The following is a 12,424-nucleotide window of genomic DNA, read 5'->3' on the forward strand; positions in this document are numbered from 1 at the left end:
TTAGTGGGCGATGGTTTCCTGCTTCACGAACAGATTCTCCCACGCGCGGTCCACCAGATCGGGGCGCATCTGGTAGGGGATGCCCTCGAACTCGCAGATTGCGATGATCTGATCCAGCAGGAACGGTGCGTGGTAGTTGGCGTAGATGTTGTCGACCGTCGGATATTTCTTCTTCAGCATGTGCAGCAGCGATGCCTCGTCCAACGGCACCTTTTTCTTCTTCGCGACCATGGCAAAGATCTTGAGGAACTCTGACTGACTTGGTCCATCGATCTTGACCTTGAAGAAGATCCGCCGCAGGGCCGCGCCGTCGAACAGGTCATTGGGGTGGAAGTTGGTCGAGAAGACCACAAGCGTGTCGAAGGGAACTTCGAACTTCTCGCCCGATTGCAGGGTCAGAATGTCGTAGCCGACCTCCATCGGAACAATCCAGCGGTTGATCAGCGCCTGCGGTGGTTCTTCCTGGCGACCAAGGTCGTCGACGATGAAAACGCCACCGGTGGATTTAAGCTGCAAGGATGCCTGATAGGTGCGCGAGATCTTGTTGTAGTTGAGATCAAGCATCGAAAGAGATAGCTCGCCGCCCGTCATCACCGTGGGGCGCTTGCACATGATATAGCGGGTGTCGTAACGCGCGGAATGGCGGCGCAGGCTGCTGCCTTCGGCCTCTGGCGTTGCAACAGGGGTGTGAACGATCGGGTCAAACAGGGTAATGACCTGACCGGCATAACTGATCGCGCGCGGGACATAGATCGTGTCGCCAAGGGCTGCGCGAATGCCTTCCGCAATGGATGATTTCCCGTTGCCCGGCGGGCCGTACATCAGCACCGAGCGGCCGGAGCTGACGGCAGGCCCGAGCTGGTCGATCAGGCCCGGCGGCAGGATCAGATGACCCATGGAGGCGTTGAGCGCATCGCGGGTGATCTTGACGTTCTTCACCGATTGACGCCGGGTCTGTTCTTTGTACGCCTCCAGCGGGATTGGCATGGCACCGTAATATTCGGACTGCGCCAGCGCATCGAGCGCGCGGGCCTTGCCTGCATCGGTCAGCTGATAGCCCATTTCAGAGGATGACGTGGCATGCAGCGTGCCCATGGCCTGCAACAGCCCCATATCGCGCAGCATGTCGACCAGTTGCTGTGTCAGGGGCATCGGCAGGCAAATCGCCTCGGCAATTGCGCTGGTCTGTTCGATGCTCTTGCGAAAGATGGTTTTCAGCAGGATATCCCGCATCATCACCATCTGAAGGCCGGTATCCTCTAGCTTGCGCAGCATCGGCGGCGCGAATGAGTTGAGGTCGGCAGCTTGCATATTCATCGGGCGTTACCCTTTCGCCAGAAAATGCCCCCGGATCAGTCTGTAACCCGTCTTTGTTGCAGGGCCGTTAAGCCCCGCTGCCCATGGCGCCAAGCGCAAGGTAGACCACCAGAGCGCCGGCCAGGGCGACGCCCATGGGAAAGAGCTTGCCCCGGTCCCACGATACCCAGTCAGGCGTTGCGCGGCGAACGGCAGGCACCATGCCCGCACCCCGGTGGGTGATCCAAGACCCGATCAGAACAGCCGCAAAGAGCGTCAGGAACAGCAGGTAGTCGCCCGGGGCCACAAAGGGCGCCATTGCGGCGGCAAACTTGGAATCGCCCGCGCCCGCCAGCCCAATCGAGGTGATGATGAACCCCGCGATCAGCACGATAACCAGCTGCAATAGCCGCATGTACCAGGTGCTGAAGGCCATGACCTCCATGGCGACCTGTGCCAGGCCAACAACAAGGAACACGCCCGCCAGAGCCAGCACGCTGACATTTGGAATGCGCATTTCACGCAGGTCTGACCAGGCGACCCAGATGCAGATCGGCAGGACGAAGGGCAGGAACCAGAGGGCTTCCATTTGGCTGATGGCAAGGGTCATGGATGTCTCCTCAGCTCTGAAGCGTACGAAGTGCCCGGACGGCGGCTTCGAAATGTTGCGGGTGGGTGTCGATGGCGTCTTCCAGCAGGCCACGGCCGATATCCACGTCACCGCGCCGGATGGCGGCAATGGCCATGGTGTGCAGCAGCTGCGCCCGTTCCACCTGAGTCATTTGCACCAGCGGCAGGGTATACTGACCGCGCGAGGCGCGAGCCAGAACGAGGTTGTTCTTGGCGGTAAAGAGGTCGGGATCGTAGTTGATCGCCTCGATGAACATCCGTTCCGCGGCGTCGAAATCACCGCGCGTGAGGTAGGAGAAGCCCCAGTTGTTCAAAACGCCCGCAGGCCGCATGGTCAGGCCAACGGCGGTTTCATAGAAGCTATCGGCGCGGTCCCATTCTTCGTTGCTGTCTGCGATCATCGCCTCCAGCCGGTAGCGTTCATAAGTTTCAAAGGTGGGGGGCACGGCATCCAGCTGGCGTTCGGCCTCGTCCCAATCATTGGTGCGAATAAGCGCGCCCGCGTAATCCACGCGGTCCTGATCGGTGCCTTCGCCGCTGTTGACGACGGACCGCCAGACAGAAGCGCCCTCGGTATGATGACCGGCGCGGATAAGGCTGGCGGCCAGGCCACGGCGCAGGTCGATCCGGTCGGGATTTTCGCTGCTGGCGCGGCGGAAATAGGTCACCGCCTCATCGGGGTCAGCCGATGTCAGCATGATATCGTTGAGATTGGTTTCGTCGATGACGTTGACGCCGTCCAGCGCACGGTCGACATCGGCAGACCGGGTCTGGTCACAGGCCGCCAAGGCAAGCCCGACAGACACCACTGCCGTGATCCGGATAATTGGGCGCATTTGCTGCCTCTTACTGCTCGTTTTTGCCCCGTTCATGGTGCGTAAAGCAGGAGGTATCTTCCCCCACCCCGTCGCTCCAGGTCGAAGCTTTCATTTGTATGGCCTTGACTATACCCCGGATTTTCCATTCGCGCGATAGCCAAGCGCAGGTTTTCGCGAATCGAGTCGCTTTCGCCACTGTCGAGCGCATAGGCCTGCCGGAAAACCTGCCGTGCCTCGCCATATTCGCCCTGTTCCATCAGCACCACGCCCAGATTGTTCCAGGCCGGGACGAAATCGGGGTCGGTTTCCACGGCGCGGCGCAACAGCTCCTCTGCCTGGCCGAGCCGCCCGAGTTGCAGATTGGCCGACCCGAGTGAGGAGAGCGTTTCGCCGGTCATGCCCCGGTCGCCAGCGGCGCGCAGATACGAGCGAAGGGCAAGGTCGTATTCGCCCGCCTCCATCAACCGGTGGCCGACGATCAGCGGATCGACCCCGTCGCGCAGAACGCTGATGTCCTCGGGTGCGTCCAGCCCTTCGTTCAATGGTTCAAGCCGCGGCGACTGATCGCACGCGGCCAGACCAAGAACGGTCATGATTGCCAGTAATGTCTTGCCCCACCTCATGTCCGTCAGAAGCCTCCTCCTCCTGAAAGGTTCTGTGCGATGCCGTAGACCGACGGGCCGATCAGGATGATCAGCAGTGGCGGCAGACAGAACATCATTGTGCCGAGCGTCAGTTTTGTCGGCAGTTTGTTGGCCTTTTCTTCGGCGCGCATAACCCGCTTGTCCCGCATCTCTTCTGCATAGACCCGCAGCGCGTCTGCAATCGATGTGCCGAACGTGGCCGACTGGATCAGCACGGTCACGAAGCTGTTTACGTCTTGTACACCGCAGCGTTCGCCGAAATCGCGATACACTCGCAGTTTGTCCTTACCTGCCTTGATCTCGTAGGCGACGATTTCAAATTCGTCAGCCAGGGATTCAAACGAGGCGCGGATTTCTTTGGCGACGCGAATGATGGCCTGGTCCAGCGATTGGCCCGCCTCGACGCAGACCAGCATCAGATCGAGCGAGTCCGGGAAGCCCTGCGTGATTTCTTCCTCGCGCTTTTGCACGCGCTTGGTGACCCAATATTTCGGCAGGTAGTAGCCCACACCGCCAGGGATCAGCACGCTGAGAATGCTTTTCTGGGTGCCCATATCGGGGGCGATCAGAGTGTAGATCACGCCAAGTGCCAGAAACCCCATGCCAAGCGCGAATTGTGCGAAATGGAAGGTCTGGACCGCGCCCTTGGACCGGTAGCCCGCCCGCATCAGGGTCAGCTGGATCTGGCTGAACTCTTCCTGGTTTTGCGGTTCAAGGAACTGGGCGAACTTGTCGAGGCGTTCGTTCTTGCCACCAATGCGCAGGGCCTTCTGCATTTCGGGCGACACGCCATCGCGATTCATATCGCGCAGTTTGGTCAGCGGATCCTTCTTGCGGAACAAAATGGCCGCCAGGCCAAGCGCCACCAGCAGAAGCCCCAGGAAGCCAACCACGAAGAGCGGGCCGAGCGGGCCAAGATAGCTAATGATAAGGTCGTTGATCTGGTTCATTTATCCGTTCCTCAGACCTTGATGTTGACCATCATGCGCATGAAAAAGAAGTTCGCCGCCAGCATTACCGCCACCACGGCACAAGCCGGGATAAAGGCGGGGGTTTCCATGACGTCGCTGTAGTAGTCGGGCTGCATCACGTTGATGCCGATCAGTGCCAGTAGCGGGAAGGCGGACAGGAACATTCCGGACCACTTGGCTTCCGCGGTGATCGCCTTCACTCGGCGGAACAGCTTGAAGCGGGCGCGGATAACCTTGGACAATCCATTGAGGATCTCGGCCAGGTTGCCGCCTGATTTCTGCTGAATGCCGACGGCGACCGCCAGAAAGCGAAGATCCTGCATGTCCAGCCGTTCAGCCATGGCGCCGATGGCTTCGCTGACATCACGGCCATAGGCGGCCTCGTCTGCGATGATGCCCAGTTCAGATCCCAGGGGGTCTGCGACCTCTTTGGCGACGGTGTTGATGGCCGACACGAAGGGGTGACCAACGCGCAGGGACCGCACCATCAGATCGACGGCGTCAGGAAGCTGTTCCTCGATCATCGCCATGCGCTTTTTGGCTTTGGAATTCACCCACATGAAGACCCCGCCGATGCCCATCACCACTGAAACGAGGGCACGAATGGGGGCCGAAGCCCCGGTCATCAGGGTCAGCATGACAAATGCCGCGATGCCCAAAGCCACCATCACCAGCAAAAGCTGTTGCGGGGTGAAGGCGATATTTGCCTTCTGGGCCTTGTTCGCGATCAACGAATACAGCGGGATCGTGCGCGATCCGTTGTGCTGGTCCAGCTCTTTGCGCAGTTTTGCCAGCACGTCCTCGCGGTTGGAGCCCTTGTTCAGCAGGTCCAGCCGGCGGTTCACCCGCGAATTCAGGCTGATCGACTTGCCGAAGACCATCAGGTAGATGCCTTCGACCAGCATCAGGATACCGACAAAGATGCCGATATAGATGAGCGGTTCGATACTCAGTTCCATGGCTGTCAGTCCCCCGCGGGTTCATAGATCGAGGCCGGCAGGTCATAGCCCCACTGGCGGAAACGTTCGGAATAGTGAGACCGCACCCCGCAGGCCGTGAAACGGCCGATGATCGTGCCATCGGGTTTCAGCCCGAGACGCTCGTAGCGGAAGATTTCCTGCATCGAGATCACATCGCCTTCCATGCCGGTGATCTCGGTGATCGAAACCATGCGGCGAGAGCCGTCCTGCAGGCGGCTGGCCTGCACAATGAGGTTCACCGCGCTGGAAATCTGGCTGCGAACGGCCTTGATCGGCATTTCGATCCCGGCCATGGCAATCATGTTTTCAAGGCGGCTCACCCCGTCGCGTGCACTGTTGGCGTGGATCGTGGTCATTGACCCGTCGTGGCCCGTGTTCATGGCCTGCAACATATCGATCACTTCCTCGCCGCGGGTTTCGCCGACGATGATCCGGTCTGGGCGCATCCGCAGGGCGTTGCGAAGACAGTCGCGCTGCGTGACCGCGCCTTTGCCTTCCACGTTTGGCGGGCGGCTTTCCATCCGGCCCACATGTTCCTGCTGAAGCTGAAGTTCCGCCGTGTCCTCGATGGTTAGGATGCGTTCGGAATTGTCGATGAAAGAAGACAGCGCGTTCAGCGTCGTCGTCTTACCGGAACCCGTCCCGCCCGACACGATCACGTTGAGACGCGTGGCAACAGCGGCCTGAAGATAGGCGGCCATTTCCTCGTTGAAGGCGCCGAACTTGACCAGGTCGTCGATGCCGAGCTTGTCTTTCTTGAACTTACGAATGGAGACGAGCGAGCCGTCCACGCCAACCGGCGGCACCATCGCGTTGAAACGCGAGCCGTCTTTCAAGCGGGCGTCCACATAGGGGTTGGATTCGTCAACGCGACGGCCAACCGCGGACACGATCTTGTCGATGATCCGCAAAAGGTGGCGTTCATCCTTGAACCGGCAATCCGACTTTTGCAGCTTGCCCGCCCGTTCAATGAAGACGTTGAAGGGCCCGTTGATCAGAATATCGTTGACGGTATCGTCTTTCAGCAGCGGCTCCAGCGGGCCAAGGCCGGTCACTTCGTCGAACAGCTCGGTCTGAAGGGTGGTCCGATCCTCGCGGTTCAGCACCACGCCCATATCGGTCAGCTCGTCATTGGTGATCGAGTTGATCTCGGCGCGCAGTTCGCTTTCCTTGGCCTTTTCCAGAGCGGAGAGGTTCAGGTTGTCCAGCAAGCGCGAATGCATCTCGGTCTTGATCTCGTCAAGACGGGCACGGCGCTTGGCCTCTTTATCCAGAGCGACCGGTTCCGCGGGGGCAACGCTTGGCTTTTGCTTTGGCCGGCGCGCTACCTTGGGGCGGCCATCATAGCTGACGGTCGGGGCAGGGGCCTGCGCCGCCGGTTCGGGTTCGGTTGTCAGGGCCGGGTGAACCGGACTGGCAGGCGCATTTTTCTTGTAGCGGGAAAACATCTGTCGCTCCTCAGCCTGCCGTCGCTTCGGCGCGGATCGCGTCGTGCAGGGTCTTCGCCATCTTGGCGATTTCCTTGCGCAGCACGTTTTTCTTGGCGAAAATGGCCAGCGGCACCCCGTGGTCACAGGCTTGGGTGACCTGTTTTGCGCCGTCGGGCAATTGCGTGTTCAGCTCGATATTCAGGCTTTCGGCCAAATGCTTGACGCGGGCCTTGCCGCTCATGTCCAGGCCTTTGGGCGCGCGGTTCAGAACATAGTGAACTTTGTCGATCGGCAGATCCTCTGCCTGAAGCGCCTTGATGAAGCGCATGGTGTTCTGGGCCGAGCGCATGTCCAGCTCCAAGGTCGTGAAGTAGACATCCGCAGCATTCAGTACGGTTTCGGTCCACTGCACGATGGTGGTGGGCATGTCGACGATGACCACATCAAAGCATTCCTGCGCCAGTTTCAGCAGCGCTTCCACTTCGGTCGGGCCGATCAGGTCGAGCGGCAGAATATCGGCTGGCGCGGTAAAGACCGACAGCTTGCCCTCATAGGTCTGAAGCGCCTGCTTGTAGGCCTCCACATCCATGGTCTGCGCCTCGGACAGCACTTCGAAGATCACGTCGCGGCGCGTCAGGTCCAGATAGGTCGCGGTCGAGCCGAATTGCAGGTCGAGGTCAATCAGGCAGACCGAAGGCGGATTTTTCTTGTCGGCATTGGCCAGTTCCCAGGCCAGGTTCACCGCCAGCGTGGTGGCACCGGTGCCTCCGGACATGCTTTGCACGGCGAAGACGACACGGTCGCGCATACTGGTTGTGGGGGTGCGGATCTTGGCGGGCGCGGGCGGTTGCACGGGCTCGGCTGCAGCCGGTGCAACAGCGGGCGCCGCCGGTGTCGGGGCCGGTGCCTGCGCCTCTGCAATGGTCTGTCCGGCACGAATTCGTTCCACCGACTGGTGGAATGCCATTTCCGGCAGCGGGTAGGGCACGAAATCATCGGTGCCCGCGTTCAGCAAGCGGTGCAGGATTGGCGGGCTGACATCTTCGGCGATCAGGATGACCTTTACGCCCTTCATCTTGGCTTGTTCGATCACACGGATGATCAACTCGATATCTGGCTCATCCTCGTCATCGACAGCGACGGCAACGAATTCCAGATCGTCTGCCTCTGGCTGCACGAAGAAGGCCTGAGCCTCCATGAAATTGAGGTCGCCCCAGGCTTCGCCCAGTTCCGCCTCGATATCGTCGATCAGCAAATCAAACGTCTGTACGTCGCGAGCAATGGTGCATGCCACGATCGGTGCAGGTGTCGATTTCAGCGCAAGGCCTCCACTCATCGTTTATACCCCGGAATGCCCGGATTTGTCCGGGTCGGTTGTCGTTTCGGTTGCAGCAGAAGCGCTGCTTACCGGAAGGTCAGGCGTGATTCCCGCTCGATCAGGACCTCGCCACTCTGCCTCCGATGTTCTGTGTGGCCCTCAAGTTGGGCAACAATACGACCAAAAAACCGAAACTATTGGGTATTTGCCGGGGTTTGGCCGGCCAGAGTGGTTTAGCCGCCGCTTGCCGGACGCGCGCCGCCATAGGCGCGGTAGACGATATCGGCATAGCGCCCATCCAGCACCAATGGTTCGTTCTGAACGAACCCACTGACTTCCGTCACCGTGCGGCGGTTGCGCAATTCGCGGTCCTGCGTGGCTACGAGGGGCTGAGATTCTCCTAGCGAAACGAGGGCTTCCAGGCGGCTACGGGCGATACCCTGGCTGACCAGGAAGTTCACGGCCGCCTGCGCGCGGCGGCGCCCAAGGCTCTGGTTATAAGCGTCGGAGCCCACCAGGTCGGTATGGCCATAGACGCTGAACCGCACCTCGGGGAATTGCAGGATCCATTGGGCCTGCTGGCGCAGGACGGCACGGGCCTGGGAATCGAGCGCGGCGCTGTTGAAGGCGAAGTTGATCGTGGTGGGAACCTCCCTGGCGAAGCGGGTCGAAAGCTCTTCGACATAGGATCGCTGGCCGGTCATCACCAGAACGTTGTTCATGGTCGGATCGCCAAAGCCGCCCTCGTCGAGGAAGCTGCCTGCCTCGCCCACATTGCGAATGCGGTCGCATCCGGTCAGCGCGAGCGCCGCGACACCGGCCAGAAGGAGTGTTTTCATCGGGATGCCCATGGTCTTACTCCATCACATAGCCGTAGGAGCCGCCGAAATCCTGTTGCGCAACATCGCCCGCGGGGGTGCCCGAATTTGGTGTGCGTCCGGCCGTCAGGCCAAGCAGGAAGAGCTCATTTTCAGTTGGGATGCGAATGCGGTCTGTTGGAAGGGCCAGCGCCTCGCCCCGGGTCGGGGACACCAGATGGGCGCTTACGATGATCACCAGTTCCGATTGTTCCCGCTGATAGCTGGCGCTGCGGAAGAGCGCGCCGAGGACCGGGATATCGCCAAGCCAGGGCACCTGGCCGATCGAGTCTCTAAAATCGTCCTGCAGCAACCCGGCGATGGCAAAGCTTTCCCCGTCACGCATTTCAACGGTGGTCGAGGCCGAGCGGGTGCGCAGGCCGGGAACGCCGTTCACCGTTGGCACCAGCGAGTCAATGGCCGAGACTTCGGCGGACAGTTGCAGGTTGATGGTTTCATCGGACACCACGGTCGGTGTGAAGTTCATCACCACGCCGAAGGGGCGGAATTCGACGGAAACGCCGTTATCTGTCTGAACTGGAACGGCAAATTCGCCGCCGGCGTTGAAGGTTGCGGTGGCACCAGAGAGTGCGCTGAGGCTCGGCTCGGCTAGGGTGCGGACGACGCCATTGGCTTCCAGCGCTTCCAGCATAACGGACAATTGCAGGCTGTTGGTTCCAAAGCTGACACCTAGGGCGCCGTTTCGACCAGTGGTGTTGGTGGGCAGGCCCTGGCCAACCCCAAAGGTGGCCGGGCCGGTGACGTTTTGGCCACCGGTGCCAAGCGTCGCACCGCCATCGCCGCCGAAGACTGATCCCGCGATACCAAGAGAGGCCCCAAGTTCGCGACTCACACTGCGAGACATTTCAGCAAAGCGGACTCGCAGCATTACTTGCTGGCTTCCGCCGACCATCATCAGGTTTGAGACGCGGCCCGGCGCATAACGCTCGGCCAGTTGCATCGCGCGGTCGAGCACCTGACCAGAGGAGACGGTACCGGAGAGGACGATCCCATCATTGGCGGTGCGCACTTCGATATCTTCGCTTGGCAGGATTTCCTGCAACCGTTCGCGGAACTCGGCCAGATCGGGCACCACCTGGATTTCCACATTCGCAATCAGCTGCCCCTCGACGCTGAGCAGCGTCATCGTGGTGCGGCCCGGCGCGCGGCCAAGCACGTAGATGGTGCGTTCCGACAGCGTGGCGATATCGGCGATGTTGGGGTTTGCAACCGAAAGTTCAGCAAAGAGCGCTTCGCTTTCAACCACCACGGCCCGGTTCATCGGCACGCGCAGCGTGGCGGATGTGGCCCCTTCGAGCACACGGAGGGCCTGCGAATGTGAACTCGTGGGTATCGATACGACCAGCGCGCATCCCATAAGGACGGCGCAGATATGGCGCAAAATGCTCATTGTGATCCTGCCTCTCTGATCACGTTTTCGGGTGGGCTCTGACGGCCCCTTTCAGCGCACAATGCCCGAAAACGCTTTCTGGCGCAAGAATCAGCATCTTGCAGGTCGAAATTCATGTTGTCGGGAAAGCACGATGGTCCAAGTCTGGCCCGGAACGGCAAGCGGCCCCCAAGATGCTGGGGGCCGAAAGCTGGTTCGGGATGGATCAGTTGGTGCACGGAACCTGGGTTACGATGACCTCGGCCCCGCGGCGGTTGCGGACCGTGCAGATCCGCGGGCCTGCCTCGATCGGAGTGTCAGGTACCCCAAGCAAAGTGTCTTGTGTCACCTCGATCGTCTCAGACTCCGTGTCGTCGCGCACGCCCACAAGGGCCAGTGTCAGGCTGCCGGTTGCCTGTGCCTGCGCAAGGGCTGCGATCTGGTCGGGCGGTGCCTCAACGGTGATGGTCCGCGCAATGGTGGGGTTGTTGCGGTCCTCGTCATCGGTTTGGTCGATCGCGATGATCTGCAACGAGGCCTGGATCAGCCGCGTCACATTTTCACCGCGCGCATTACCAGACCAATAGACGTCAACCCTGTCTCCGGGACGCAAGAAGCCGGACACGCCGCTAGCCACGTCCACGCGAAGCGCGAAGGCCCGCATACCGCGTTCCAGACGCGATGCAACGCCAGCATCCTCGCCGGGGGCAGTGACCTTTGCCACCAAAACCGGCTCGTTGCGTTCCATCACACGCAGAACCGTGCGGGGTTCGTCGGCATCCGCCGGGAAAAGATCCTCGGCGCTGGTGAACGCGCCGAAGGGAACGAATTCTTCCGGCCACTCGATGGCCCGCACATCCTGGGGGCGAAGCTGTTCGCCGTAGCGCATCTGCCGGGTCACGACATAGACGGTGGTTGTGGGTACGATTTCGCCTCGCTGCGACTCCAGCGCGGCCTGATATTGCGTGAAACGATCCTTCGCCACGTAGACCGCGAAGCCCGCGAGGCCGATGCCCAAGATCAGGACAAGTCCGAATATGACTCGCATGCTACTGCCCTTTTTATAAGTTGTCTGACGTGCCCGGTCATTGCCGGCACGTTCCCATCAGGGTGATCCTCGCAAAGAAATTGGGCAAAAGAATGGTCGGCTCTCGACCATCCTTCGGCAGAGGGCGGCCCGGGGGGCCGGCGGTGCGGCCCCTCAGGCGGGCGCGAAACGCCTTAGTCCGTGGTGGTCGTGGTGGTTGTGGTGGTGCTGCTGCTGGAGAAGCCGGCCGTCACATGGTCGGCTTCCAGTTGGCCCCGAATGTCGCCGGACAAATTTTCAAGCCCGGACGATACGACCGAGATCACGGCAAGACCCAGCCCCACGAGAGCAGCGGTCAGAACGACCCAGTCAACGGTCACAGCGCCCGACTCTTCGGACAGGAAAGACGTAAAGGATTTCATGGACATGGCTTGCTCCTGCTTTGCCTTGTTGGTGTTGACCCGCCATCGACGGGAAAGCAGCGCATTCTGTCGCGAACCCTCTAAGGGGCAGGGGGACTATGCCCCCCCGGACAGGGCGGAAAAAAGGCAGAGCAGGGACAGCGCGACGCCGAAATCCTAAGAGTTTAGACGAAGTGGACGGGTTCCGCCTGGCAGGGCGAAACCGTTGGGATCAGTTGAGCTCTTCAACGATATGGTCGCGTTCCAACTGGATGCGGATTTCGTTGGACAGGTCTTCAAGTCCGGCAGCTACGGTATTGGTGACGGCAAGGCCCACGCCAACCATCGCTGCGGTCAGAACGACCCAGTCAACGGAAACGACACCAGATTCACAAACAAAAAACGACTTAAGGCGGGCAATTGCACGCATGACAGATCCTCCAGGGTTTAAGGGATGTGGCAGCATCCCGAGCAGACCATGGCAAGATCGCGGCGAACTGAGGCGAAAATACGGCAAAAATTAGCAATTATGGACAAAATGCGGCGGTAATTGGGAAACACCGCGCGCTGATCGTTCTGATATCAGAAACAGAAAAAGGGCCACGCGATCTGCGTGGCCCCTGTCTTTCGACGCTGGGTCGAAACTTAGTCGGCAGCAGCCG

13 protein-coding genes are annotated in these 12,424 nt (G+C 60.4%); all 13 read right to left on the bottom strand.

The features are described from left to right. The 13 genes from ACROHD_RS18320 to ACROHD_RS18380 all read right to left on the bottom strand — a co-directional run bounded on the left by ACROHD_RS18320 (position 1) and on the right by ACROHD_RS18380 (position 12,192). A complete protein-coding gene (locus tag ACROHD_RS18320) occupies positions 1-1,317 on the bottom strand; it encodes a DUF8689 domain-containing protein (RefSeq protein WP_432679860.1) in 1,317 nt (438 codons plus the stop codon). A 67-nt stretch (positions 1,318-1,384) separates the two neighbouring features. Continuing rightward, entirely contained in the window at positions 1,385-1,906 is a 522-nt protein-coding gene (locus tag ACROHD_RS18325; RefSeq protein ID WP_432679861.1) for a prepilin peptidase, read from the bottom strand. Positions 1,907-1,916: 10 nt separating this feature from the next. Continuing rightward, positions 1,917-2,762 carry a tetratricopeptide repeat protein gene (locus ACROHD_RS18330; RefSeq protein WP_432679862.1) on the bottom strand — a complete coding sequence of 282 codons (846 nt, stop codon included), beginning with the start codon at positions 2,760-2,762 and terminating at the stop codon, positions 1,917-1,919. 32 nt (positions 2,763-2,794) lie between these two features. Beyond that, positions 2,795-3,337: a tetratricopeptide repeat protein gene (locus tag ACROHD_RS18335; RefSeq protein WP_432679863.1), complete on the bottom strand. Its 543-nt coding sequence runs from the start codon at positions 3,335-3,337 to the stop codon at positions 2,795-2,797. A gap of 35 nt (positions 3,338-3,372) precedes the next feature. Continuing rightward, a complete protein-coding gene (locus ACROHD_RS18340; RefSeq protein ID WP_432679864.1) occupies positions 3,373-4,338 on the bottom strand; it encodes a type II secretion system F family protein in 966 nt (321 codons plus the stop codon). Between the two features lie 11 nt (positions 4,339-4,349). Beyond that, entirely contained in the window at positions 4,350-5,318 is a 969-nt protein-coding gene (locus tag ACROHD_RS18345) for a type II secretion system F family protein (RefSeq protein WP_432679865.1), read from the bottom strand. Positions 5,319-5,323: 5 nt separating this feature from the next. Next, positions 5,324-6,787 (bottom strand): TadA family conjugal transfer-associated ATPase, encoded by a 1,464-nt coding sequence (locus ACROHD_RS18350; protein ID WP_432679866.1) that lies wholly within the window; start codon positions 6,785-6,787, stop codon positions 5,324-5,326. Between the two features lie 10 nt (positions 6,788-6,797). Further along, positions 6,798-8,105, bottom strand: a complete 1,308-nt coding sequence (locus ACROHD_RS18355; protein ID WP_432679867.1) for a CpaE/TadZ family protein — start codon at positions 8,103-8,105, stop codon at positions 6,798-6,800. 215 nt (positions 8,106-8,320) lie between these two features. Further along, positions 8,321-8,926 (bottom strand): OmpA family protein, encoded by a 606-nt coding sequence (locus ACROHD_RS18360; protein WP_432679868.1) that lies wholly within the window; start codon positions 8,924-8,926, stop codon positions 8,321-8,323. Between the two features lie 16 nt (positions 8,927-8,942). After that, complete coding sequence (locus ACROHD_RS18365) at positions 8,943-10,355, bottom strand: type II and III secretion system protein family protein (protein ID WP_432679869.1); 1,413 nt, start codon at positions 10,353-10,355, stop codon at positions 8,943-8,945. 205 nt (positions 10,356-10,560) lie between these two features. Next, entirely contained in the window at positions 10,561-11,382 is an 822-nt protein-coding gene (gene cpaB / locus ACROHD_RS18370) for a Flp pilus assembly protein CpaB (RefSeq protein WP_432679870.1), read from the bottom strand. Positions 11,383-11,555: 173 nt separating this feature from the next. Beyond that, a complete protein-coding gene (locus ACROHD_RS18375) occupies positions 11,556-11,789 on the bottom strand; it encodes a pilus assembly protein (RefSeq protein ID WP_432679871.1) in 234 nt (77 codons plus the stop codon). 205 nt (positions 11,790-11,994) lie between these two features. Then, positions 11,995-12,192 carry a pilus assembly protein gene (locus tag ACROHD_RS18380; RefSeq protein WP_432679872.1) on the bottom strand — a complete coding sequence of 66 codons (198 nt, stop codon included), beginning with the start codon at positions 12,190-12,192 and terminating at the stop codon, positions 11,995-11,997. Positions 12,193-12,424: the final 232 nt, after the last annotated feature.

Source organism: Nioella aestuarii (assembly GCF_050896395.1).
In the GTDB taxonomy this organism is placed as follows: Bacteria; Pseudomonadota; Alphaproteobacteria; order Rhodobacterales; family Rhodobacteraceae; genus Nioella; species Nioella aestuarii.